Below are 24499 nucleotides of genomic sequence, written 5' to 3' on the forward strand. Positions count from 1 at the left end.
ACGGGTCAGTCCCTACCGCTGCTCGTTGGTGGTGGCGTCCGGGTCGTCCGGTTCATCCGGGTCGGGTGTGCCGGTGTCCGGGTCCGGGGACGGATCGCCGGTCGCGGCGGCGGCCGGCGAGCGACCCGGGAGGGGCGCCAGGGGGGCGCCGGAGCGGGCGCTGTCCGGGACCGGGGTGCCGCTGTCGCCCTGTGCCTCGGTGCCGTCCGGGTTGGTGCCGGGGGCGCTCGGGTTCACGGTGACGGTGACGGTCGGGGTGGGCTTGGGCCCGGCGGGCTTGGGCGGCAGCACGGTGTCCCGGGGGTCGGTGCGCGGTGCCTGGACGACGACGCCGACCACATCGAGCTTGGAGAAGCCGACATAGGGGCGGACGTAGACGGTACGGGTGAGGTCGCCGCCGGACGGGTCGACGCGGACGACCTCGCCGATCGGGACCCCGGGGACGAAGGGCCGGTTGGCCTGGGAGCCGAAGGTGACGAGCCGGTCGCCTTTCTTCACCTTCGCCTTGCCGTTGAGGAGCTGGACGGAGAGGGAGCGGTCGCCCTGGCCGGTGGCGAAGCCGAGTTCGTCGCTCTTCTCCATCCGGGTGCCGACGGTGAAGTCGGGGTCGTTGGCGAGCAGCACGGTGGCGGTGTGCGGGCCGACGGTGGTGACCCGGCCGACGAGTCCGTCGCCGTTGAGCACCGTCATGTCGCGCCGGATGCCGTCGCGGGAGCCGATGTCGATGGTGACGGTCCAGGAGAAGCCCTGGGCCGCTCCTATGGCGATGACCTCGGCGCCCTTGATGCCGTACTGCCCGGCCCCGGCGGTCCTGAGCATCTTGTCCAGCTCGCGGGCGCGGCTGCGGGTGCGGTCGTCGCTGCCGAGCCTGGCCTTGAGTTCGGCGTTCTCGCGCTCCAGCACGCTGATGCGGTCGTGGCGCTCGCCCGAGTCCCGTACCGCGCCGATGGCGTTGCCGATGGGGTCGACCGCCGCCGCGACGCCGTTCTCGACCGGTCCGAAGACCGTGGCGGCAGCCTGCCGGGCACCGTCGACCGGGGAGTCCTCACCCGCGCGGATGTCCACCGTGATCAGCGCGAACGCGATCGCGATCAGCAGCACCAGGAGCAGCCGGCTCTCTCGTGTGTCCCTCACGTGCGACGGCCGTGCCTTCCTCATAGGAATGGGGATGTCTGTATATCAACGATCTTCCCCGCGGGAGGGCAGGCACCCGGACCGCGGAGGTCGCCGGCGGTGTGCCCGCGCCGGGCGGCGGACCGCCCCACCCGTACCGTACGCGCCGTCTCCCGGGGAAGATCACCGGAGTCCCGGAAACGGCGTCGCGGGTACGGGTGCGGGTACGGACACGAGTGAGGCGGAGCCGGTGCCGGTGCGCGACCGCACCCGGCCGGCCGGGTGACCGAAGTGACCCGGACGGCGGGGGCGGGGCCGTGTCGCATGGCACTGAACCGCGTGGGCGCGCTAGCGGCGCGGCTGGGCGTCCAGGACCTGCTGGAGCGCCTCGAACTCCTCCACGCACTTGCCGGAGCCGAGCGCGACCGAGTCCAGCGGGTTCTCGGCGATGTGGATGGGCATCCCGGTCTCGCGGCGCAGCCGTTCGTCGAGGCCGCGCAGCAGGGCGCCGCCGCCGGTGAGCACGATTCCCCGGTCCATCACATCGCCCGAGAGCTCCGGCGGGCACTTGTCGAGGGTGGTTTTGACGGCATCCACGATGGAATTGACCGGCTCCTCGATCGCCTTGCGGACTTCGGCGGCCGAGATGACCACGGTCTTGGGCAGTCCGGAGACAAGGTCACGGCCGCGGATCTCGGTGTGTTCGTCCTGGTCCATGTCATACGCGGAACCAATGGTGATCTTGATGTTCTCCGCGGTGCGTTCGCCGAGAAGGAGCGAATACTCCTTCTTGATGTGCTGAATGATGGCGTTGTCCAGTTCGTCGCCGGCGACCCGGATGGACTGTGCCGTGACGATTCCGCCGAGGGAGATGACGGCGACCTCGGTGGTGCCGCCACCGATGTCCACGACCATATTGCCGGTGGCCTCGTGAACCGGGAGCCCGGAGCCGATGGCCGCCGCCATGGGCTCCTCGATGATGTGCACCTGGCGCGCGCCGGCCTGGGTGGACGCCTCGATGACGGCACGGCGCTCGACCCCGGTGATACCGGAGGGCACACAGACGACCACCCGGGGGCGGGCCAGATAGCGGCGCTTGTGGATCTTGAGGATGAAGTAGCGGAGCATCCGCTCGGTGATCTCGAAGTCGGCGATGACGCCGTCCTTCAGCGGCCGGACGGCAACGATGTTGCCCGGTGTCCGGCCGATCATCTTCTTGGCCTCGGAGCCGACCGCGAGAATACCGCCGGTGTTGGTGTTGATGGCGACGACGGACGGTTCGTTGAGAACGATCCCCTTCCCCCTGACGTACACCAGCGTGTTGGCGGTCCCGAGGTCGACAGCCATATCACGGCCGATGAACGACATGTTGTACCCCATGAGGATGCGTCTGGCCTTCCCAAATCGAGCGTTGACGACTTTTCAGGATGGCGAGTGGGTGCTGTGGCGCGAGGCTTCCATCGTAATGCCGCCTCCGCGGAGACGGCGCGGTGGTCCACCTCTTCTCAATGTGACGTCGTGTCGTTGCGATCCGTTCCCGCATTGCGTTCGCATATGCCGAAGGGCGACCGAATTCCTTCGGTCGCCCCAGGTCATGAGCGCTGTATGGCTGACACCCGATCAGGAAAGTCCCGGAAAGAAAATCTTCAGCTCTCGAATGGCGGACTCCTCGGAGTCCGACGCGTGGATCAGGTTCTCCCGGACGACGGTGCCGAAATCACCGCGGATGGAGCCGGGCGCGGCGGCGATCGGGTCGGTGGGGCCGGCCAGCTGCCGTACGCCCTCGATGACCCGCTCGCCCTCGACGACCAGGGCGACGACCGGGCCGGAGGCCATGAAGGCGACCAGCGGCTCGTAGAACGGCTTGCCCTTGTGCTCGCCGTAGTGCTGCTCCAGGGTCTCCTGGTCCAGCGTGCGCAGCTCCAGCGCGGAGAGCGTCCAGCCCGCCTTGGCCTCGATCCGGCCGATGATCTCGCCGACCAGTCCGCGCTGCACGGCGTCGGGCTTGAGGAGGACGAGGGTGCGCTGGGTCATGGTGTGCGGCTCCTTGCAGACATACGGACGCGGTGAGGCGAGGGTACAGGGGGCCATTCGGGGGGCGGCACCCGGATCCGGCCGGAATCCGGGCACCACCGCGCACGGCGCGCCTACCGCGCGGGCTCCGCCTCCTGCGCGGCTTCCCAGCGCGCCTTCACCGCGTCGACCTTGCGGCCGTAGTGGACCGACGCCCACCACAGCGCCGCGAACACGGCGCCCAGGAAGAACATCAGCGGCACCACGAAACCGCTCAGCACCAGCCCGGCCTGGAGCACCCAGCCGAGCTGGATCCCGCCCGGCCGGGTGAGCATCCCGCAGAGCAGCAGGGAGAACACCATGGCCACCCCGCAGACCGTCCAGACCTGGGTCATGGAGAGGTCGGGGTCCTTCATGGCGACCAGCCCGGCGAAGCCCAGCAGAAAGAACTCGCCGATCAGTGTGGACGCGCAGAGCGTACGCATCTCAGCCCCTCCCCAGCAGCAGCCGGGCCTCGCCGACCGTGATCACCGAGCCGGTCACCAGCACACCGGCGCCGGCGAACTCCGACTCCTCCTCGGCGAGGGTGATCGCCGCCTCCAGCGCCTCGTCCAGCCGGGGTTCCACCACGACGCGGTCGTCGCCGAAGACCTCCACCGCGACCGCCGCGAGGGCGTCCGCGTCCATCGCGCGATGGCTGGAGTTCCGGGTGACGACCACCTCGGCGAAGATCGGCTCGAAGGCTTCGAGCAGGCCGCGCACATCCTTGTCGTCGCTGGCCCCGACCACCCCGATCAGCCGGGAGAAGCCGAACGCCTCGGCGACCGCGTCCGCCGTGGCCCGCGCGCCCGCCGGATTGTGCGCCGCGTCCAGCACCACGGTGGGCGAACGGCGCACGACCTCCAGCCGCCCCGGCGAGGAGACCTGGGCGAACGCCTTGCGCACGGTGTCGGGGTCGAGCGTGCGGGTGTGCTCGGCGCCGATGCCGAAGAACGCCTCGACCGCCGCGAGCGCCACCGCCGCGTTATGAGCCTGGTGGGCCCCGTACAGCGGAAGGAAGATCTCGGGGTACTCGCCGCCGAGCCCGCGCAGGGTGAGCTGCTGGCCGCCGACCGCGATCTCGCGGGAGACGACACCGAACTCCATGCCCTCCCGGGCCACGGTCGCGTCGACCTCGACCGCCTTCTTCAGCATGATCTGCGCCGCGTCCACCGGCTGCTGGGCCAGGATCACGGTCGCGTCCTGCTTGACGACACCGGACTTCTCCCCCGCGATGGCGGCGGGGGTGGAGCCGAGCCGGTCGGTGTGGTCCAGCGAGATGGGGGTGACCACGGCGACCGACGCGTCGATCACATTGGTGGCGTCCCAGGTGCCGCCCATGCCGACCTCGACCACGGCCACATCGACGGGCGCGTCCGCGAAGGCGGCGTACGCCATGCCGGTCAGCACCTCGAAGAAGGAGAGGCGGTACTCCTGTGCCGCGTCCACCATCTCCACATAGGGCTTGATGTCCTCATAGGTGGAGATGAAGCCCTCGGCGCTGATCGGCGCGCCGTCCAGGCTGATCCGCTCGGTGATCGACTGCACATGCGGCGAGGTGTAGCGGCCGGTGCGCAGCTCGAAGGCGGAGAGAAGGGCCTCGATCATGCGGGCCGTGGAGGTCTTGCCATTGGTGCCGGTGATGTGGATCGAGGGATAGGCGCGCTGGGGCTCGCCCAGAACGTCCATCAGGGCGGCGATCCGGGTGACCGAGGGCTCCAGCTTGGTCTCACCCCAGCGGCCGGCCAGCTCGGTCTCGACGGCGCGCAGGGCGGCGTCGACCTCGGGGTCGGCGGGCCGCGCGGGCACGGCGTCACCGGCGGGACCGCCGGCCCGGGCGCGCAGTGTCCGGCTCCCTGCCTCGATCACCGCCAGGTCGGGGTCGCGGTCGGTCTCGGCGTCGACGATCTCGTCGAACCGCGCGTCGGGGTCGGCGGACTCATCCGGGTCGTACGGGGGCTGCTCACTCACGGGGTCCAGTCTAGGCCGTCTCTTACGGATCTTGCTGGGCTCGCGTGCCCTGGCACCGCGCCTCGCCGCGTTGTCGTCAATCACCAATGCTCCGCAGTGGCTCAATCCTCCGCCTTGCGATCCACGGCACCAGACCCCGCTCACTCACCCAGCCTGATCCGAAAGAAACGACCTGGGCTCCGGCCGATCGCCGGACTCGCCGGGCCGCGCGGGCGGCGGGTGCGGCCGGGGAGTGGCAGGTCAGCGGCGTGGGGGCCGGCGGCCGGCGGGCAGGGTGGCGACCACCTCGTACACACAGTCCGCCGCTCCGGCGGTCAGGGTGCCGCCCATCGAGCGGACCCGTTCGCGCATGGAGAAGGTGCCGGTGCCGCTGGAGACGGGTGCGGTGGACGGGGCGGAGGAGGGCAGCCGGTTGCGCGCGGAGACCCGCAGCCGGGCGCCGTCCAGGCCGATGGTGACGGTGATCCGCTCCCCCGGCGCGTGTTTGGCCGCATTGGTCAGACACTCCTGGACGACCCGGTAGACCGCCGTCTGGCGCAGCGGGGAGACGCCGCGCGCGGCGGCGGCGATCTCCAGGGTGACCGGGCTGCCCATCCGTTCGCTCTCGGCGGCCAGCGCGGGCAGCCCTTCGAGGCCCGGGGTCGCGGTGCGTTCGTCGGCGCGGTGCACGATCGTGTCGTTGAGCATGTGGTGGGCGCGGCGGGCGGTGTCGGCGAGCTCCGCGAAGTCCTGGTGGTGGGCGGTGCCCCGGGCGCGCACCGCCAGGACCTCGGCGCGCACGGCCAGGACGGTGAGCTCCCGGCCGACCAGGTCGTGCACATCGCGGGCGACCGAGGTCCGCTCGTCCTGGACGGCCTGGAGCGCTGCGGTCTCGGCACGCCGGAGCTCCAGTTCGCGGACGAGGTCCTGGCGGTACGCGGCGATGCCGACGCCGGAGGCGAGCACCCCGATCGGGACGACGAGGCCGAGGAAGACGCTGAGCGAGCCCGAGTGGTGGTCCGGCCAGCCCGGGAGGTTGAAGAGGGCGTAGGCGACGGCGAGGTAGCCGAGGGTGGCCAGCACCCCGGCCCAGCGGCCCCGGAAGCGGCCCAGGGAGTAGAGCGCGAACTGTATGAGGGTCAGTTCGTGCAGCCAGCCGAGGAAGAGCAGGGCGACGAGATAGGGCATCCAGGGGAGGTGCCGCCGGGCGACGAGGGTCGCGGCTCCGGCGGCCAGGACCAGGGTGGCGGTGAGGCCGGTGAGGGAGTTCTCGGCCTCGGCCAGCCCGGGGACGTCGAGCACCATGAGCGAGAAGCAGCTCAGGGCGGTGATCGCGTCCACCGCCAGGGGCGAGGCGGTCCACCGCACCTGCCCCCGCTCGGCCGTGCCGGGCGCGCGGAGGCGGCGGCGGATGGCGTGGGCGACGGCGGGGAACGGCATGACTTCCATCATCCAGGGGCGGATTCCGGCGCCGCCCCGGGGGGCGGGTTCAGGCCACGACCAGGTGATTCCGGACGAGCCGCCCCGGGCCGGGGGGCTGCCGGAGGCGTGATCCCGCCCCGCGCCGCGCACGGGTGAGGCCCCGGGCGGTCACCCGGGGCCTCACTCACGCACGCCTTCGCGCCGGGATCACGCCTCCGGCAGGGCGTCCAGCTGGCCGGTGATCCGGGCGATGTCCTCGCCGGCCTTGGCGAGCCGGGTGCGGATCTTCTCCACCACCTGGTCGGGGGCCTTCGCCAGGAATGCCTCATTGCCCAGCTTGGCCTCGGCCTGCTTGCGCTCGCTCTCGGCGGCGGCGAGGTCCTTGGCGAGGCGCTTGCGCTCCGCCGCGACGTCGATGGTGCCCGAGAGGTCGAGCGCGACCGTGCAGCCGGCGACCGGCAGGGTGGCGGTGGCGTGGAAGCCCTCGCCCGCCGGCTGGAGGCGGAGCAGCTGGCGGATGGCGGCCTCGTGCGGGGCGAGCGCCGTGCCCTCCAGGCCGAGCCGGGCCGGGACCTTCTGGCCCGGCTGGAGGCCCTGGTCGCTGCGGAAGCGGCGGACCTCGGTCACGACCCGCTGGACCAGCTCGATCTCCCGCTCGGCGGCCTCGTCGCGGAAGCCGCTGTCACCCGGCCAGTCGGCGATGACCAGCGACTCCCCGCCGGTGAGCGTGGTCCAGAGCGTCTCGGTGACGAAGGGGACGACCGGGTGGAGCAGCCGCAGGGTGACGTCCAGGACCTCGCCGAGGACCCGGGCCGACACCCTGGCCTGCTCGCCGCCCGCGAAGTAGGTCGTCTTGGAGAGCTCGACGTACCAGTCGAAGACCTCGTCCCACGCGAAGTGGTAGAGGTTGTCGGCCAGCTTGGCGAACTGGTAGTCGTCGTAGTACGCGTCGACCTCGGCCACGGTCTTGTTGAGCCGCGACAGGATCCACCGGTCGGCCGCCGAGAGCTGCTCGGCGGGCGGCAGATCGCCCTCCACCGTGGCGCCGTTCATCAGGGCGAAGCGGGTGGCGTTCCACAGCTTGTTGGCGAAGTTGCGGGACGCCTGGACCCAGTCCTCGCCGATCGGGACGTCCGCGCCCGGGTTGGCGCCCTTGGCGAGGGTGAAGCGGACGGCGTCGGAGCCGTACGCGTCCATCCAGTCCAGCGGGTCCACCGAATTCGGGTTCGACTTGGACATCTTCTTGCCGGTCTCGTCACGGACGAGTCCGGTGAGCGCGACGGTGTGGAAGGGCGCCTCGCCGTCCATCGCGTAGAGACCGAACATCATCATCCGGGCGACCCAGAAAAAGATGATGTCGTGGCCGGTGACCAGGACGTCGGTGGCGTAGAACTTCTCCAGGTCCGGGGTCCGCTCGGGCCATCCGAGAGTGGAGAAGGGCCAGAGCCCGGAGGAGAACCAGGTGTCCAGGACATCGGGGTCCTGGGTCCAGCCCTCGCCGGCGGGCGGCTGCTCGTCGGGGCCGACGCAGACCATCTCGCCGTCCGGGCCGTACCAGACGGGGATGCGGTGGCCCCACCAGAGCTGGCGGGAGATGCACCACTGGTGCATGTTGTCGACCCAGTCGAAGTAGCGCTTCGACATGTCGGCCGGGTGGATGGCGACGCGGCCGTCGCGGACGGCGTCACCGGCGGCCTTGGCCAGCGGGTCGACATTGACCCACCACTGGAGGGACTGCCGGGGCTCGATGGTGGTCTTGCAGCGGGAGCAGTGGCCGACCGAGTGGACGTACGGGCGCTTCTCGGCGACGACCCGGCCCTGCTCGCGCAGGGCGGCGACGATCGCGGACCGGGCCTCGAAGCGGTCCAGCCCCTGGAACGGGCCGGGGACCGTGATCACGGCCCGCTCGTCCATGACCGTCAGGGACTCCAGGCCGTGGCGCCGGCCGATGGCGAAGTCATTGGGGTCGTGGGCGGGGGTCACCTTGACCGCGCCGGTGCCGAACTCGGGGTCGACATGGGTGTCCGCGACGACGGGAATCATCCGGTCGGTCAGCGGGAGCTTGATCATCTTGCCGATGAGATGGGCATAGCGCGGGTCGTCGGGGTGGACGGCGACACCGGTGTCACCGAGCATCGTCTCGACCCGGGTGGTGGCGACGACCAGCGTGTCCTCGCCCTCGCCGTACTTCAGGGAGACCAGCTCGCCGTTGTCGTCCTGGTACTCGACCTCGATGTCGGAGATCGCGGTGAGACAGCGGGGACACCAGTTGATGATGCGCTCGGCGCGGTAGATCAGCTCGTCGTCGTAGAGCTTCTTGAAGATCGTCTGGACGGCGCGGGAGAGGCCCTCGTCCATGGTGAAGCGCTCACGGCTCCAGTCGAGACCGGCGCCGAGGCGGCGGAGCTGGCCGAGGATCCGGCCGCCGTACTCCTCCTTCCACTGCCAGACCCGCTCGGTGAACGCCTCACGGCCGAGGTCGTGGCGGGATTTGCCCTCCTCGGCGAGCTGCTGCTCGACCTTGTTCTGGGTGGCGATACCGGCGTGGTCCATCCCGGGGAGCCAGAGCGCCTCGTACCCCTGCATCCGCTTGCGGCGGGTGAGGGCGTCCATGAGGGTCACCTGGAAGGCGTGGCCCAGGTGGAGGGCGCCGGTGACATTCGGGGGCGGGATGACGATGGTGTACGGCGGCTTCTCGCTCCGCGCGTCGGCCGTGAAGTAACCCCGCTCCACCCAGCGCTCGTACAGCGGTCCCTCTACCTGGGCCGGTGCGTACTGGGTCGGCAGTTCGGGGTTGGCGGCTGGCTGCGTCTGAGCGTTCTCGGTCACGGACTCAGTTTAGGGGTGTCACGGGGCCGTACTGAAACGGGATTGTTCGGTAACGGTTGGGGACCCCGGCGCCGCGTGATCGGCTCCCTGGGTGAGGATGTCGGCATCACACAAGCATCTGGAGGGGAACCCAGGAATGAGCCAGAACCAGCCGGGCCCGTACGACGGACAGCCTCAGCAGCCCGGACCGTATGGTCAGCCGGGTCCCTACGGCCAGCCGCCGCAGGCCCCGCAGCCCGGCCACGGCTATCCGGGTCAGCCCGACCCGGCGGCGGCGCCCGGGCAGCCCGGGTACGGCTACCCGCAGCAGCCCGGACCGTACGGCGGCCCCGAGCAGACTCCGGCCCAGCCGGGTCAGGCGGGCCCCTATGCCCAGCAGCCCGGCCAGTGGAGCCAGGCACAGCAGCCGGGCCCGTACGCCGCCCAGCCGCAGGGCGGGCAGCCCGGCTACGGCTATCCCGGCCAGCCGGGCCAGGTGCCGCCGCAGGCGCCCGGCCCCAAGAAGAAGACCGGTCTGATCATCGGTGCCGCCGTGGTGGCCCTCGCGCTGATCGCCGGTGGCGCCTTCTTCCTGCTCGCCGATGATTCCGAGGGCAACGGCGCGGTCGCGGCCGAGACCAAGGGGTACAAGCTGACCCCGGCGGAGTCGGTCGACGACTTCAAGCGGGACGGCGCCGCGCCGGCGTCGAAGAAGTCGACCGGCGAGGACGCGAAGAAGGCCGAGGCGATCGGCGTCAAGAACCCGAACGAGGTCAGCGCCCAGTACCAGTCCGGCAGCTCGTCCGACCCGATGTCGCAGCAGATGCTGATGTTCAACGGGCTCTGGGGCGAGATCGACGACCCGGCGAAGACCATCGACGGCTTCTTCGACACCGCCGAGAAGGCGGCGCTCGGCAGCGACGACAACACCAAGTTCGAACTGCTCGGCTCGGCGAAGGACTACAAGCCGGCCGGGTTCGAGGGCGCGCTGCTGAAGTGCCAGGACGCGAAGATCAGCTCGACCAAGGAGCCGAAGGGCCCCGGTCCGCAGAGCTTCCGGATCCCGATCTGCGTCTGGGCCGACTACAGCACCGTCACCGCCGTGATGGCGATGGACTTCAAGACCATCATGGGCAAGGGCGACGGCAAGGGCGTCAGCCAGGAGAAGGTGGCCGAACTGGCCGCGAAGCTCTACAAGACCTCCCGTACGAAGGTCTGACACTCACAGCGGCACGAGATGAGGGGCGCCCCCGGCCGGGGGCGCCCCTCATCTCGTGTGTCTCCAACGGCCCGCCGCTACGCGGACTTCTCGTGCCGTCCGTCGTTCTTCACGATCCGGGGCACCAGCGTCGGGTTGACGTTGTTGCGGACCACGTCCGCCGTGATGACGACCCGGGCGACGTCCTTGCGGGACGGGACCTCGTACATCACCGACTGGAGGACTTCCTCCATGATGGCGCGCAGCCCGCGGGCTCCGGTGCCGCGCAGGATCGCCTGGTCGGCGATGGCCTCCAGGGCCGGGCGGTCGAAGTCCAGCTCCACACCGTCGAGTTCGAAGAGCCGCTGGTACTGCTTGACCAGGGCGTTCCGCGGCTCGACGAGGATCTGGAGCAGGGCCTCGCGGTCGAGGTTGTGGACCGAGGTGATGACGGGGAGACGGCCGATGAACTCGGGGATCATCCCGAACTTCACCAGGTCCTCCGGCATGACCTGCTGGAACTGGTCGCTGGCCTCGATCTCCCGCTTGGAGCGGATGGTGGCGCCGAAGCCGATGCCCTTGGCGCCCGCGCGGGACTCGATGATCTTCTCCAGGCCGGCGAACGCGCCGCCCACGATGAAGAGGACATTGGTGGTGTCGATCTGGATGAACTCCTGGTGCGGGTGCTTCCGTCCGCCCTGCGGCGGCACGGAGGCGGTGGTGCCCTCCAGGATCTTCAGCAGGGCCTGCTGGACGCCCTCGCCGGAGACATCGCGGGTGATCGACGGGTTCTCGCTCTTGCGGGCGACCTTGTCGATCTCGTCGATGTAGATGATGCCGGTCTCGGCCTTCTTGACGTCGTAGTCGGCCGCCTGAATGAGCTTCAGGAGAATGTTCTCGACGTCCTCGCCGACATAGCCCGCCTCGGTGAGCGCGGTCGCGTCGGCGATGGCGAAGGGCACATTGAGCATCCGCGCCAGGGTCTGCGCCAGCAGGGTCTTGCCCGAGCCGGTGGGGCCGAGGAGAAGGATGTTCGACTTCGACAGCTCGATGCCGTCGTCGCGGCCGGTGCCGCCGCCGTTCTCCCCCGCCTGGACGCGCTTGTAGTGGTTGTAGACCGCCACGGAGAGAGCTTTCTTCGCGGGCTCCTGCCCGACGACATAGCCCTCGAGGAACTCATAGATCTCGCGCGGTTTGGGGAGCTCCTCCCACCGCACCTCGGAGGTCTCGGCCAGCTCCTCCTCGATGATCTCATTACAGAGATCGATGCACTCGTCGCAGATGTACACACCGGGGCCTGCGATGAGCTTCTTCACCTGCTTCTGGCTCTTTCCGCAGAACGAGCACTTGAGCAGGTCGCCGCCATCACCGATGCGTGCCACGAGGTGCTTCCCCTTCGCCTGGGAGCGGCTTGGTTCAGCCGACTCCTGGTGCCTCATATCCGACGGTACCTTGCCGGGGCCCTCGTTCGGGCCCCCCTTGGCGCGGTTCCCATTGTGGTGCACCGCTCGCCGTGCGCCCAACGGGGGCACCGCGCCAAGGGTTGTCGTACCGGTCAGGCCGCGGCAGCGGCCGTGCTCTTGCGGGTGGAGACGATCTGGTCGACAAGACCGTAGGCCAGCGCCTCGTCGGCGGTGAGGATCTTGTCGCGCTCGATGTCGTCGCGGACCTTCTCCAGCGGGGTGGTGGAGTGCCTGGCCAGCATCTCCTCCAGCTGCTCGCGCATCCGCAGGATCTCCTTGGCCGCGATCTCCAGGTCGGAGAGCTGCTCGCGGCCGGTCTGCGAGGACGGCTGGTGGATCAGGACGCGCGCGTGCGGCAGGGCCATCCGCTTGCCGGGGGTGCCGGCGGCGAGCAGCACGGCCGCGGCGGAGGCCGCCTGGCCCATGCAGACCGTCTGGATGTCGGGCTTGACGAACTGCATGGTGTCGTAGATCGCGGTCAGCGCGGTGAAGGAGCCACCGGGGCTGTTGATGTAAATGGAGATGTCCCGGTCCGGGTCCATCGACTCCAGGCACAGCAGCTGTGCCATGACGTCGTTGGCGGAGGCGTCGTCGATCTGCACGCCGAGGAAGATCACGCGCTCCTCGAAGAGCTTGGCGTACGGGTCGTACTCGCGCACACCCTGGGAGGTGCGCTCGACGAAGCGCGGGACGACATAGCGGTTGTCCGGCTGCGGGCCGGTGTAGAGGCCGCTCGCGGTGAAGTTGCTCATGTGGGTGTTCACCATCCTGGTGGCGTTCTGCGGGCGTATCGCGGGGCTGTTCGCGGGTGGTGCCTGCGCGGGTGCCCCGCGGGCTGGGGTGGCTGGGAGGGGTGGCGGCCGGTGCCGGGCCGGTCGGGGGGACCGGTACGGGCCGGAGGCGGGCGGCGCCGGGTGCGGTCCGCCGCCCGGCGGCTCAGGCTCCGGTGCCGCCGCCGCCCGGAACGCCCGATGCGGCGGTGATGATCTCGTCGATGAGGCCGTAGTCCTTGGCCTCCTCGGAGGTGAACCAGCGGTCGCGGTCGCCGTCGCGGATGATCGCCTCGACGGTCTGGCCGGAGTGACGGGCGGTGATCTCCGCCATCCGCTGCTTCGTGCGGAGCAGGTACTCGGCCTGGATCTTGATGTCGGAGGCGGTGCCGCCGAGCCCGGCCGAGCCCTGGTGCATGAGGATGTCGGTGTTGGGCAGCGCGAAGCGCTTGCCGACGGCGCCGCCGGTGAGCAGGAACTGGCCCATCGAGGCCGCCATGCCCATGCCGATGGTCACCACGTCGTTCGGGATGTACTGCATGGTGTCGTAGACCGCCATACCGGCCGTCACCGAGCCACCGGGGCTGTTGATGTACAGGTAGATGTCCTTGTCGGGGTCGGCGGCAAGGAGCAGCAGCTGTGCGGTGATCTTGTTGGCGATGTCATCGTCGACCTGCTGACCGAGGAAGATGATGCGCTCGCCGAGCAGCCGGCTGTAGACCTGGTCGCCGAGGCCACCACCGAAGGACGGCTCACCGGCGGCGTAAGGCATCAGATTCGTCACGTATCCACCTGCTCGTCTCTGACGGCTGCCTGCCGTCTCAGCGTCTTCGTACCCGGGGGTGGGTACTCCCCTGCCCCCGTATTCATGGACCCTAACGCGCAGGTCGGACAACGCCATCCCGGTTCCCGAACTGTTCGCTCGGAGCGCAAGGTGTGGGGCGGGGGTTACTCGGGGTGCGGGTCGGTTTCCGGAGCCCCGCCCGGGGGACCTCCGGGGCCCCGCCCGCGCGACGGCTCAGGGCCCGCACACGGGACGGCTCAGGGCCCGGACGCTTGACGCGTCCGGGCCCTGAGTGCGGCACCACGGGGGTGCGGGGTCCTTCACCGGTGCGGCGGGTCGGGCCGGCCGGCGGCGGGGCTCAGCGGGAGGCCGGGCCGGAGGTGGGGCCGGGGCTTCAGGCCCCCGCCTTCTCCTCGCCCTTGTCCTCGGCGGCGTCGGCCTGCTCGGCGCCGGCGTCGGCGTCGGTGACCTCGGCGACCGTCTCGGCGGCCTCCTCGTCGTCCTCGTCCAGGTCGACGATCTCACCGTTGGTGTCCGTGACCTTCGCGGACTCCACGACCAGGGCGAGCGCCTTGCCGCGCGCGACCTCGCCGACCAGCATCGGGACCTGGCCGCCCTCGACCACGGCCTGCGCGAACTGGTCCGGGCTCATGTTGGAGGAAGCCGCACGCCGCATGAGGTGCTCGGTGAGCTCCTCCTGGTTGACGTTCAGCTTCTCCTTGTTGACGAGCTCGTCGAGGATGAACTGGGTCTTGATGCCCTTGACCGCGGCTTCGCGGGTCTCGGCGTCGAACTCTTCCTCGGTCTTGCCCTGGATCTCCAGGTACTTCGCGAGGTCGAGACCCATCTGGCCGAGCTGGTGGTGCTCCAGGTTGTGCTTGCGGGTGTTGATCTCGTCCGCGAGCAGCTTCTCGGGCATCGGGACGTCGACCAGCTTCAGCAGCTCTTCCAGCACGCGCTCCTGAGCCTGCGTGGCCTGGTCGTACTGCTTCATGTTCGCCAGCCGCTCACGGCTGTCGGCCTTCAGCGCCTCAAGGGTGTCGAACTGGCTCGCCAGCTGGGCGAAGTCGTCGTCGAGCTCGGGGAGCTCACGGGCGGTGACGGCGGTGACCTTCACGGTGACCTCGGCGTCCTTGCCCTCGGCGGAGCCGCCCTTGAGCTGAGAGGTGAAGGTGGCCTCGCCACCGGCCTCCAGGCCGGTCACGGCCTCGTCGATGCCTTCCAGCAGCTCGCCGGAGCCGATGGTGTAGGAGACGCCCTCGGCGACGCCGTCCTCCAGCACCTCGCCCTCGACCTTGGCCTCCAGGTCGAGCGTGACGACATCGCCGTCCTGCGCGGCCCGCTCGACCGGGGAGGTGGAGGCGAAGCGCTCGCGCAGCTGCTCGACCGACTTCTCGACGTCCTCGTCGGTGACCTCGATGGCGTCCACGACAACCTCGATACCGGAGTAGTCCGGGATCTCGATGGCCGGACGGATGTCGACCTCGGCGGTGAAGTTCAGCGTCTCGCCGTCCTTCAGCTCCGTGATGTCCACCTCCGGCTGGCCCAGCGGGTTGAGGTCCGCCTCGTTGACCGCCTCGGTGTAGAACTTCGGGAGGGCGTCGTTGACGGCCTCCTCCAGCACCGCACCGCGGCCGAACCGCTGGTCGATGACTCGGGCCGGGATCTTGCCCTTGCGGAAGCCCTTCACCGTGACCTGCTGGTTGATCTTCTTGTACGCCGCGTCGAGGCTGTCCTTGAGCTCCTCGAAGGGCACCTCGACAGTGAGCCGAACCCGGGTCGGGTTCAGGGTCTCCACGGCGCTCTTCACGGTTCGGTCTCCTTGATGGCTGATTCTTGGGTTTGCCGCATCCGCCGCTCCAGCGGCGGCTCAGCTGATCGGCCCGGATCATGGCAGTCGGTCTTCTTGACCGGCCGACTTCAGTCGGCCGGCCCGGTCGGACTCTTCGTCGGACACACGGGCACGCAGCTTGCATAGTAGCCGCACGCCGGATGAGCCCCACAATGTGATCTTGTGCGGGCGAAGTCGATCGTGGTCGGGGTGGCCGGATTCGAACCGACGACCTTCCGCTCCCAAAGCGGACGCGCTACCAAGCTGCGCCACACCCCGTCGGTGCGACACGTAGGGTACATGTTCAGTGGCGCTGCGGCTGCCGCATTTCGGGGCGCAGGCGGCGGAGTGCCGCACACGGGCACGACGGCGGGGCGGTCGGAGGGGGCGGTGTGTGCGACGCGCGTCCGGGACCCGCTACGATGCTTCTCGTACCGCAGTCGGCGCTCAGCCGCGCGACCTGTGGTGCACGCGGGCGTAGCTCAATGGTAGAGCACTAGTCTTCCAAACTAGCTACGCGGGTTCGATTCCCGTCGCCCGCTCTGCGCGATTCAGGCGCGGTGAATTCAGGGCCCCGGGTCCGGTGCGGATGGTCAGCCATTCGAGCCGGGCCCGGGGTCTTTTCCATGCCCTGCCCGCACGCCGTCCGCGCCCGTCCGCGACCGGTGCCTTCTCGCACGCCGGCCGCCACGCTCGTACGAGTGTGACGGCCGGGCCGCGACGGGGCTCGCGGGGAGCGCCCGGAGGCTTCAAGAGCCTCAGAAACTGATGTCGTTGATCGTCTCGGCTATCGAGTTGAGGAACCGCTGAATCGACGGTGCCATGCCCGACGAGGCGAGGAAGAAACCGAAGAGGATGGGGACGACGGCGGGGCCGCCCTTGATGGACCCCGAGCGAATCATGATCACAAGGATGATCCCCAACAGCACCACCACAGACAGTGAAATGGCCACAACTGATCACATCCTCGGTCGGTTCACCCAGCCGGCCGGGGATCGTGCGACCCTGCACACCCCTGCCCAAGACCATCGTGCCACCAACGAGCGCTTCCATGCCGCTTCCTGACAGTTCGTCGAGGGCGGAATCCCGCCATCCGGGCGCCCGGAACCGCCGTCGGCGCAGCGCGGGCGGCCCCGGCGGTGCTCGGGCGGGTGAAATACCGGATCGAATTCGGCTCGATCATTTCCATGCCGACACACGTCGGCCACGAGAAATTCAAACCCGAGTGGCCGGGTAATTCACACACTCACAATCGCGTGGCGATATGCCCTCTTTAAGAGGGATTAAATGGGGCATAGTAGTCATGTTTGCTGAGGTTTGAGATGCGAAAACGGGGATAGGAGCGGGTTTTACGAATTCCAATCCGCACGGCTAGGGTGCCTCGAATGTTCCACGCTCCGCATGGATATCGCAGGGCTCCGCGCCCCCAGGCGCGGGAGCCGGACCTCACCCCCACCACGACAGCTCCGCCGGCCCCGGCGGCACGAATGACAAAAGCACCGGCGGCGGCGCCGGAGACACGGACGGCTCCGGGCCGGGTGACTCCGACGGCTCCGGCTCGTCCTCCGGCGCGGGATGCCGGGCCCGCCGCCACACCGGGTGACACGGGTCGGCCCTCGGCTCCGCAGTCCCGCGCGGCGGCCGGGGCGGAGCGGAACGCCCCCGGTGCCGCGGCGGCGGACGACCGGCGGGACGCGTACTTCGACAACGCGAAGTACCTGGCGATCGTGCTGGTGGCGATAGCGCACGCCTGGGAGCCGGTCATGGCGGACAGCCGGGCCGCGCGGGCGCTCTACATGGTCGTCTACACCTTCCACATGCCCGCGTTCATCATCATCTCCGGTTACTTCTCACGGAGTTACAGCGGGCGCGCGCATCAGCTGAGACGGCTGGTCACCGGCATCGCGCTGCCGTACGTCCTCTTCGAGGTCATGTACTCGCTCTTCCGGCGGTGGGCCGACGACGCCAACCCCGATCAGCCGATCAGCCTGCTCGATCCGTTCTATCTGACGTGGTTCCTCGCCGCGCTGTTCATCTGGCGGCTGACCACCCCGCTGTGGCGGCTGATCCGGTACCCGGTGCCGGTGGCGCTCGCGGTCGCCGCGCTCGCCTCGATGACGCCGGGTATCGGGGACGATCTCAATCTCCAGCGGGTACTCCAGTTCCTGCCGTTCTTCGTCCTGGGCCTGGTGCTCCGTCCCGAGCACTTCCAGCTCGTACGGCGGCGGGAGATCCGGCTGCTGTCACTGCCGCTCTTCGCCGGCGCGCTCGGGCTCGCCTACTGGGCGGCGCCCGCGATCCGGCTGGACTGGTTCTTCCGCTCCACCAGCGCACAGGAGATCGACGCCCCCTGGTGGGCCGGCGTGACCGCGACCCTGGTGCTCTTCGGCGTCGGGCTGCTGCTCACGGCCGGATTCCTGGCGTGGGTGCCGCGCCGCCGGACCTGGTTCACCGTGCTGGGGCTCGGCACCATCTGCGGCTATCTGCTGCACGGCCTGCCGCTCCAGGCGGCGGAGTACGCCGGATTCTTCGAGACGCACACCTGGCTGGGCGATCCGGCGGGGCTGATCCTGCTGACCCTCTTCACCGCCGTTGTGGTGACGGTGCTCTGCACTCCCCCGGTGCGGCGGGCGCTGCGCTGGGCGACGGAGCCGGACATGGAATGGGCCTTCCGCCGCGACGCGGCGGAACTGGGCCCGAAGCGCTGAGCCGCCCGGGCGCGGGTACGGGTGGGGCGGTGGCCGTCCTTCCCGTACCGGCCCGGTGGCGGCCGGCGGGGAAGGCCCCGCCCGGACCGCGCGGCGCGGCCGGTGGGCCGGGAGAGTCAGGACGGGGGCTCGGGCAGGCCGAGGAGGGTTCGGGTGCGGGCGTATTTCGCGGTCAGGCGGTCGCGGGTGGCGGAGTCGAGCACGGAAAGCCGGGCGGGGTCGGTATTGCTCGCCAGATCGGACTCCTTGACCAGCAGCGCGCCCGGGGTGGCCAGGATCCGGCGGGTGTAGGACTCCAGCTCCTCGTCCGCGCCCCGGGTGAGGGCGAGGACGATGTCCTTCACGGCCTGCGGCAGCGGGGCGGTCTGGAGCCATTCCAGGGAGAGGGCGTCGTCCTCGACCGCGTCGTGCAGCCACCCCGCCGCGATCTGCTCGAAGCTGCCGCCCCGGGCGCGTACGCCCTCGGCGACCGCGGCGATGTGCTCCGCGTACGGCCGTCCGGATTTGTCGGTCTGGCCCGCGTGGGCCCGGCGGGCGACCGCCTCGATCTCGGCGAGGGTCATGAGCTGCGACATAGGGCGACTGTACGGCGGGGGCGGCCGTCCGGCTCCCCGGGCGCGTCCCCTGTGTGCGGGGACGCGCCCGGGACGTCGCCGGACGGCTGTCCGCTAGGCGAACTGGATGGAGTAGGAGGCGGGAGTGTTCCCGGGGCCGCACGAGACGGTGGTCACGCCCGGGCCACGCCAGGGGCTGAATATGACGAAGGACGAGCCGCTGGGGGTCGTGCACACGACGCGGACCCGGTACTGCGTGTACGGGGTCAGGCTGAGGCAGTTGACACGTAACGTGTCGCCGATGACCTGTGACTGGCACACCGGCGCGAGCCGGGCACCGTCACCGGGTGCCGCCGTCGCGGTGCCCGCTCCGGCGGTGAGACCGCCGAGCGCGAGAACCGCCGCCAGGCCCAGCCCGGAAATCGCTTGTGCCGTCTTCATCGTTCTCCTCTGAGAGCTCGGTGTTCCGCGGTCCGGTGGAGAGGCTCTATCCGGTGGAGAGGCTCTATTCGAGCTGGTAGGTGACACTGACCGGGACTCGGCCGCCGGACGGGTGGCAGATCGCCTCGGACCAGCCGGAAGTGCGCCAGGAGCCGTAGATCGTGGACACGGGGCCGCCGCCGGCGCTGGTGCAGCCGACCTTGACGCGCCACTTCTGGCCGGGGGCGTTGGTGCACCTGGCCCGGCCGCCGAAGCCCCAGTACTCGGCGGTGCAGGTGGCCCGGACCTGTTCGGGGCCGGCGGGGGCGGCCATGGCGGGGGCCGTCGCGACGGTGAGGCCGCCGAGGGTGAGCGCGGCGGTGGAACCGATCGCGGTCAGGGTCTTCCGTACGGACATGGCTCTCCTTCGGGAGGGAGACGGACGGGATGCGCGGGCGGGGATGGAGCGCGGGTCCCGCCCGTCCGGAGGGCGGGACCCGGGCGATTGCTAGACGAACAGCTGGGGGTGGACGCTGACGACCGTGTTCGGGGAGCAGTTGGCAACGGACCAGCCGGAGCTGCGGACCGGGCCGTACTCGTTGTACGTGGTGCCGCCGGGGGTCCCGCAGACCGCCCGGGCGCGGTAGCCCGAGTGCGGGCTGGTGAGAGTGCACTGAACACGGCCCGTGGCACCGACGACGCTCGTCGTACAGCTGCTCCGCACCTGCTCCGGGGCGGCGGGTGCGGCTGCGGCCGGGGCTGTGACGGCCAGGGTGCCGCCGAGGATGAGTGCGGCGGTGGCGCCCAGCGAGGACAGGGACTTCAGCGCGGACATGGCTCTCCTTGGGATCGGGTGCGAGCTGTGCGGGAAGGCGCGTGGCGGAGCCCCGGGGGCTGCCGTGGATCGTCCCGGGGAGGGAAGGGAGGTGACGGGAGCGGCCGGTGCGTCGCCCGTCGGCGGGCACCTGCCGGGAATCGGGTGAAGGGCGCGTCGGAGTACCCGCGGGATCGCCGCAGGGGTGTCCGCCGTGCGTATGTCCTCACCGTGCACGAGCAGCCCGGCGGGGGAGAGTTCCGGATCCCCCGGGGCGGCCCGTGGCCATGGAAAAGAGTCTGCCCCGGGGTCCGCTCGAAGTCTCCCTATCACTTGCACCCGTTCGGAACACGGGCACACATCGCAGGTCAGCGGCGTGCGAGGGGCTATCGAGGCCCTGCGGGGCCCTGCGGGTGTCCGGAAATACGCGGCCGGGAACGCATCGGCGCCCGGGGCCGTGAGTCACCACCGCGCGCGACAGGGTGATCACGAAGAGATATACGGGGTGTGAGTTTCCCCGGCATGTCCGCTGGGCACCCCGCGCCACTCCGGCCTCTTGTGCGGCGCGGGGCCCACAGATGAGCAGGAGACACGGAGAAGGGAGCCGGGCGCACCGCCCGGCTCCCTCTCCTGTCCCGCGCGTCCGGTCAGTAGTCGGAGCCGACGCTCCAGACCGTCGACGCCCCGGTCGTGGAGCAGACCGCGACCGACCAGCCCGCGACGCGCCATGCCCCGTAGATCGTGAAGAGCGTGCCGTTGCTGACGCGTCGACAGGTCACCCGGACGCGGTAGCCGGAAACCGTGCCCAGGTTGGTGCACTGGGTCTGACCGGTGTATCCGTCGACGTTCTGCGGGGTACAGCTGATCCGGACCCGCTCCGGGCCCGCCGGAGCCGCCGTGGCGGGGGCGGCCGTGGCGGCGAGGCCGCCGAGTCCGAGCACCGCCACCGCGGCTAACGCGGAGATCTTCTTCGGTGTGGGCACAACTCTCCTTCAGTGGGCTCTCATTGCCGTCTGGTGCGGAGGCCGGGCCGGCCGGCCGGGGCTCCCCGGCCGCGTGGGCGGCGGCGGAACCCGGGCGGGCGCGCGAGGCCCGGGGCAGCACGGTGCACTCCCCCGGCGGCCCGAAGCCACGTTCGGCAGTGTGCCGATGGAATCCGCTTTCTGTCTGCACGGCGGACGGCGGACGGCGAAGACAGCGGCGGGGGGCGGCGGCGCGGAATCCGCGCCCCCGCCCCCGCACTCCCCGGCAGGCTCCTCAGACCCGTTCGGCCCGGATCGCCGCCCGTGCCGGGAGGAGCGAGGCCGTCAGCCCCAGGGCCACGATTCCGGCGACGAACGATCCGTACACCGCCGGCGGAATGTGCACGGCCCCTCCGGTGATCCCCCGGACCATCGGCACCAGCGTGGCCAGCGCGATGGCGGTGCCCAGCACCACCCCCACACCGGTGACCAGCAGCGCCTCCCAGCGGATCATGCCCAGCACCTGGCGGCGCGTGGAGCCGATCAGCCGCAGCATTCCCAGCTCCCTGCGGCGGTCCAGGACCGTCATCACCAGCGTGTTGGCGGCGGCGAGGGCCGCGAATCCGCCGAGGACGGCGGCCATGGTGCGATTGCCCCAGGCGTTGATCTCGCGGTCCACGCTCTGTGCGGCGGCGTGGCCGTCCCGGTCCTGGACCGCGCCCAGTGCCGCGAGCCCGCCGGCCGCCTCCGGGCCCGCCTTGACCAGCAGTTCCTGCGGGAAGGGTGAGCTGATGTGCCCCTTCAGCGCGGCGGCGGGCAGGGTGACCTCCGCCAGTCCGAGACCCCGGCCGTAGACCGCGACGACCTCGGGGGACGCCTTCGCGCCGTCCGGCAGACGGATGTCGATCCGCTCGCCCACCCCGGCCCCGGCCGCGTCGGCGACGGACGCGTCGAGGGCGATCGTGCCGGTGCGCAGCCCGGCCAGGGAGCCCTCGCGCACACCGAGGTCCTGCACCTTCGCCAGTGCCGCCGGGCCGCCGTCCACACCCTGGGCGGACGCCTGCTGAAGGCCCGTGCTCGACGGTACGAGGACGCCGGTGCGGATCAGCGAGACGGCGGCCGAGACCCCGGGGACGTCCGCCGCGCGGCGCGCCGCGTCGGCCGTGAGACCGCCGGGCCCGCCGACGATGTGGTCGGCGGTGAGACCCTCCCGCTGCTGCCGCTCGGTCGCCCGGTCCACATTGCTGTGCAGGAAGATCAGTACGCAGGAGAAGGACATGGCGAGCACGATGGGTGTGATCGCGGAGGCCAGCCGCCGGGCGTTGGCGCGGGAGTTGGCGGCGGCGAGCGAGGCGGCGGCACCGGCGGCCCGCAGCGGCAGCCCGAAGAGTCCGGCGCAGAACCGGGCGAGCTGCGGACCGAGCAGCGCGACGGCGAGCATGAAGCACATGACCACGCCGGAGGCGGTGTTGGCCGCGTCGGGGCCCGTCATGTTCGCGGAGACCCCGGCCAGCGCCGCGCCGCCGGCGACGGCCGCGATGCCCAGGGGCGTACGGACCTTGCCGAAGCCGATCCGCTCGACGGCCGCGTCGGCGAGTGCCTCGCCCGGTTTGATCCTCGCGGGCCGGCGGGCGGCCATCCGTCCGGCGAGTACGGCGGTGAGCACTCCGGTGACGACGGCGACCGCGAGCGGGATGGGCCCGACGGCCAGGTCGACCGCGTCCGGGACCGCGCCCTTCTCCTTCAGCTGTCCGGTCCACCAGACCGCGAGGCCGATGCCGGGCAGGGTGCCCAGCGCACTCGCGAGCGGGGCGATCAGCAGCGCTTCGGTGGTGATGGTGCGCCGGATCTGGGCGGGGGTGGCGCCGATCGCGCGGAGCAGGGCGAAGTCACGGCGGCGCAGACCCACGGAGAGCGCGACGGTGCCGGCGGCGGTGAAGACCGCGACCATGGTCGCGATTCCGCCGAAGGATCCGCCGAGCGCGATCAGCGTCTCCTTCGCCCGCGCCAGGCCGGCGTTCTCGATGCCGCCCCGGTCGTCGCCGGTGCGGACCTTGGCCTTGCCGTCGAGCGCGGCGTTGACCCGCGAGGCGAGCTCGCCGGTGTCCGTGCCCTTCGCGGGCAGCACGGCGATGGCGTCGACGGTGCCGGGGTGGCCGGAGAGGGCGATGGCGTCGCGGTCGGCGAACCACGCACCCGGCGCCGAGGTGATGCCGGAGACCTGGAATTCCCGCTTCCCGCCGGGGGTTTCCAGACTCACCCGGTCGCCGGTCGCGGCGGCGCCGCCGCCGAGGACGACCTCGCCCCTGCCCGGCTCGGTGCCTTCCGTGAGCGTGACGCCGGTGAAGGCGGTCGAGCCCCAGCCCTGTGCGGTGAGCGGCCCCTTCTCCCCCCGTACGGGGTAGCCGACATCCGGAATCGCGGCTGCCGCGCCCGGTACGGCGGCGGCGGTACGGACCAGTCCGGCATCCAGCCGCGCCTTGTCCGGGATCTGGATGTACTCGGTGGTCCGGTCCTCGCCGCTGCCGGTGGTGAAACGAATCTGCTGGTCGGCGGCGGCGACCACCGGCGCGTTCGCGTACCGGGTGGGCGGGACGGAGGCCCGCAGTCCGCTCTCCAGCATGATGCCGCAGGCCGAGACGATCAGCGCGGTCATGAAGAGGGCGACGAAGGTACCGGCGAAGGAGGACGGTTTGAACTTGACGGCGGCGCGCGCCAGGCCGTTGGCGGGCATCAGGCGACCGCTCCGGCTCCGGCGAAGTGCTGCCGGGTGGGGGCGGTGAGGGCGGCCATCCGGGCCGCGATCTCCCGGGCGTCGGCCCGCACCGCGCTGTCCGCGATGGATCCGTCGGCGAGGAAGAGGACCTGGTCGGCGTAGGTCGCGGCGACCGGGTCATGGGTGACCATCACCACGGTGGCGCCGAGGGTGTCCACGGCGGACCGCAGCAGTGCGAGCACCTCGGACGCGGTGGTGGTGTCCAGCGCTCCGGTCGGCTCGTCCGCGAAGATCACATCGGGCCGGGTGACCAGGGCGCGGGCGAGGGCGACCCGCTGCTGCTGGCCGCCGGAGAGCTCGGAGGGACGGCGGGCGCCCTTGTCCCCGAGGCCGACCTCGGCAAGGACTTCGGCGGCCCGGCGGCGGTCGGGCCGCTCGCCCGCCAGCCGCATCGGGAGCAGCACATTCTGCTCGACGGTCAGCGACGGCAGCAGATTGAACGCCTGGAAGACGAAGCCGAGCCGGCTGCGGCGCAGCAGGGTGAGCTTGTTCTCGCTCATCCCGGTGATCTCGGTGCCGCCGAGACGGACGGAGCCGTCGGTGGGCCGGTCGAGTCCGGCCGCGCACTGGAGGAAGGTCGACTTGCCGGAGCCGGACGGTCCCATCACGGCGGTGAAGCTGCCGTGCGGGAGGCTCAGATCGATGCCGCGCAGCGCGTGGACGGCGCCGGAGCCCTTGCCGTACTGACGTCGTACACCCCGGAGTTCGACCGCAGCCCGAGCGCCCTGGTACGCGGACGTGCCGTCCGCGTACGTCCGGTGCTCGATCCGCTGCTTGCCGCGTCGCAGCCCCATGGTGTGTTCCTCCGCCGGTGTCGCCTTGTGCCCGCACTGGTATCAGCGCTGGTCAGTGGCTCAAACGTACGGATGAGGCG

Annotated in this window: 22 protein-coding genes and 2 tRNA genes; 4 read left to right on the forward strand and 20 right to left on the reverse strand. The window is 70.8% G+C overall.

Annotated features, from left to right (window positions below):
* Positions 1–12: 12 nt before the first annotated feature.
* The 7 genes from mreC to AAFN69_RS06050 form a co-directional block, all read right to left on the reverse strand.
* Complete coding sequence (gene mreC / locus AAFN69_RS06020; protein WP_347727218.1) at positions 13–1134, reverse strand: rod shape-determining protein MreC; 1122 nt, start codon at positions 1132–1134, stop codon at positions 13–15.
* Positions 1135–1461: 327 nt separating this feature from the next.
* Positions 1462–2481 carry a rod shape-determining protein gene (locus tag AAFN69_RS06025; protein WP_347727287.1) on the reverse strand — a complete coding sequence of 340 codons (1020 nt, stop codon included), beginning with the start codon at positions 2479–2481 and terminating at the stop codon, positions 1462–1464.
* Positions 2482–2733: 252 nt separating this feature from the next.
* Positions 2734–3147 (reverse strand): nucleoside-diphosphate kinase, encoded by a 414-nt coding sequence (ndk, locus tag AAFN69_RS06030; protein WP_347727219.1) that lies wholly within the window; start codon positions 3145–3147, stop codon positions 2734–2736.
* A 113-nt stretch (positions 3148–3260) separates the two neighbouring features.
* On the reverse strand, positions 3261–3611 hold the full coding sequence (locus AAFN69_RS06035; RefSeq protein ID WP_347727220.1) for a DUF4233 domain-containing protein: 351 nt from the start codon (positions 3609–3611) through the stop codon (positions 3261–3263).
* A 1-nt stretch (position 3612) separates the two neighbouring features.
* A complete protein-coding gene (locus tag AAFN69_RS06040; protein WP_347727221.1) occupies positions 3613–5136 on the reverse strand; it encodes a folylpolyglutamate synthase/dihydrofolate synthase family protein in 1524 nt (507 codons plus the stop codon).
* A 240-nt stretch (positions 5137–5376) separates the two neighbouring features.
* A complete protein-coding gene (locus tag AAFN69_RS06045; protein ID WP_347727222.1) occupies positions 5377–6555 on the reverse strand; it encodes an ATP-binding protein in 1179 nt (392 codons plus the stop codon).
* Positions 6556–6744: 189 nt separating this feature from the next.
* The gene (locus tag AAFN69_RS06050; RefSeq protein ID WP_347727223.1) at positions 6745–9366 is read right to left on the reverse strand and encodes a valine--tRNA ligase; all 2622 of its coding nucleotides are present in this window, start codon (positions 9364–9366) and stop codon (positions 6745–6747) included.
* A 136-nt stretch (positions 9367–9502) separates the two neighbouring features.
* Here AAFN69_RS06050 and AAFN69_RS06055 point away from each other — a divergent pair, with 136 nt between their 5' ends.
* Entirely contained in the window at positions 9503–10564 is a 1062-nt protein-coding gene (locus tag AAFN69_RS06055; protein ID WP_347727224.1) for a hypothetical protein, read from the forward strand.
* Positions 10565–10641: 77 nt separating this feature from the next.
* Here AAFN69_RS06055 and clpX read toward each other — a convergent pair whose 3' ends face one another.
* From clpX to AAFN69_RS06080, 5 genes are all read right to left on the reverse strand, one after another.
* Positions 10642–11925, reverse strand: a complete 1284-nt coding sequence (gene clpX / locus AAFN69_RS06060) for an ATP-dependent Clp protease ATP-binding subunit ClpX (protein ID WP_347727225.1) — start codon at positions 11923–11925, stop codon at positions 10642–10644.
* 173 nt (positions 11926–12098) lie between these two features.
* Entirely contained in the window at positions 12099–12773 is a 675-nt protein-coding gene (locus AAFN69_RS06065; protein ID WP_347727226.1) for an ATP-dependent Clp protease proteolytic subunit, read from the reverse strand.
* A gap of 169 nt (positions 12774–12942) precedes the next feature.
* Entirely contained in the window at positions 12943–13548 is a 606-nt protein-coding gene (locus AAFN69_RS06070) for an ATP-dependent Clp protease proteolytic subunit (RefSeq protein WP_347727288.1), read from the reverse strand.
* 406 nt (positions 13549–13954) lie between these two features.
* Positions 13955–15370: a trigger factor gene (gene tig, locus AAFN69_RS06075; RefSeq protein ID WP_347727227.1), complete on the reverse strand. Its 1416-nt coding sequence runs from the start codon at positions 15368–15370 to the stop codon at positions 13955–13957.
* Between the two features lie 223 nt (positions 15371–15593).
* Positions 15594–15670, reverse strand: a tRNA-Pro gene (locus AAFN69_RS06080).
* Between the two features lie 192 nt (positions 15671–15862).
* Here AAFN69_RS06080 and AAFN69_RS06085 point away from each other — a divergent pair.
* Positions 15863–15933: transfer RNA gene (locus AAFN69_RS06085), tRNA-Gly, on the forward strand.
* A 216-nt stretch (positions 15934–16149) separates the two neighbouring features.
* On the opposite strand, the gene AAFN69_RS06090 is transcribed toward AAFN69_RS06085, so the two are convergent.
* Positions 16150–16344 carry a hypothetical protein gene (locus AAFN69_RS06090; RefSeq protein ID WP_347727228.1) on the reverse strand — a complete coding sequence of 65 codons (195 nt, stop codon included), beginning with the start codon at positions 16342–16344 and terminating at the stop codon, positions 16150–16152.
* Between AAFN69_RS06090 and AAFN69_RS06095 the strand changes: the two genes are divergently transcribed.
* Both AAFN69_RS06095 and AAFN69_RS06100 read left to right on the forward strand, forming a co-directional pair.
* Entirely contained in the window at positions 16304–16456 is a 153-nt protein-coding gene (locus AAFN69_RS06095; RefSeq protein ID WP_347727291.1) for a hypothetical protein, read from the forward strand. The two genes, AAFN69_RS06090 and AAFN69_RS06095, sit on opposite strands and share 41 nt — an antisense overlap.
* Positions 16457–16776: 320 nt before the next feature.
* Positions 16777–18099: an acyltransferase family protein gene (locus AAFN69_RS06100; RefSeq protein ID WP_347727229.1), complete on the forward strand. Its 1323-nt coding sequence runs from the start codon at positions 16777–16779 to the stop codon at positions 18097–18099.
* 116 nt (positions 18100–18215) lie between these two features.
* On the opposite strand, the gene AAFN69_RS06105 is transcribed toward AAFN69_RS06100, so the two are convergent.
* The 7 genes from AAFN69_RS06105 to AAFN69_RS06135 form a co-directional block, all read right to left on the reverse strand.
* On the reverse strand, positions 18216–18674 hold the full coding sequence (locus tag AAFN69_RS06105) for an HD domain-containing protein (RefSeq protein ID WP_347727230.1): 459 nt from the start codon (positions 18672–18674) through the stop codon (positions 18216–18218).
* Between the two features lie 93 nt (positions 18675–18767).
* Positions 18768–19094 (reverse strand): hypothetical protein, encoded by a 327-nt coding sequence (locus AAFN69_RS06110; protein WP_347727231.1) that lies wholly within the window; start codon positions 19092–19094, stop codon positions 18768–18770.
* 64 nt (positions 19095–19158) lie between these two features.
* On the reverse strand, positions 19159–19491 hold the full coding sequence (locus AAFN69_RS06115; protein ID WP_347727232.1) for a hypothetical protein: 333 nt from the start codon (positions 19489–19491) through the stop codon (positions 19159–19161).
* Positions 19492–19581: 90 nt separating this feature from the next.
* Positions 19582–19908: a hypothetical protein gene (locus AAFN69_RS06120; RefSeq protein ID WP_347727233.1), complete on the reverse strand. Its 327-nt coding sequence runs from the start codon at positions 19906–19908 to the stop codon at positions 19582–19584.
* Positions 19909–20534: 626 nt separating this feature from the next.
* Positions 20535–20870 carry a hypothetical protein gene (locus tag AAFN69_RS06125; RefSeq protein ID WP_347727234.1) on the reverse strand — a complete coding sequence of 112 codons (336 nt, stop codon included), beginning with the start codon at positions 20868–20870 and terminating at the stop codon, positions 20535–20537.
* Positions 20871–21144: 274 nt separating this feature from the next.
* On the reverse strand, positions 21145–23583 hold the full coding sequence (locus AAFN69_RS06130; RefSeq protein WP_347727235.1) for an FtsX-like permease family protein: 2439 nt from the start codon (positions 23581–23583) through the stop codon (positions 21145–21147).
* Positions 23583–24419, reverse strand: coding sequence for an ABC transporter ATP-binding protein (locus AAFN69_RS06135; RefSeq protein WP_347727236.1), 837 nt, complete (start codon positions 24417–24419; stop codon positions 23583–23585). Before AAFN69_RS06135 ends, AAFN69_RS06130 begins: the two co-directional genes overlap by 1 nt.
* Between the last annotated feature and the right edge of the window lie 80 nt (positions 24420–24499).

It is taken from the genome of Streptomyces sp. CAU 1734 (assembly GCF_039888735.1).
Classification (GTDB): domain Bacteria; phylum Actinomycetota; class Actinomycetes; order Streptomycetales; family Streptomycetaceae; genus Streptomyces.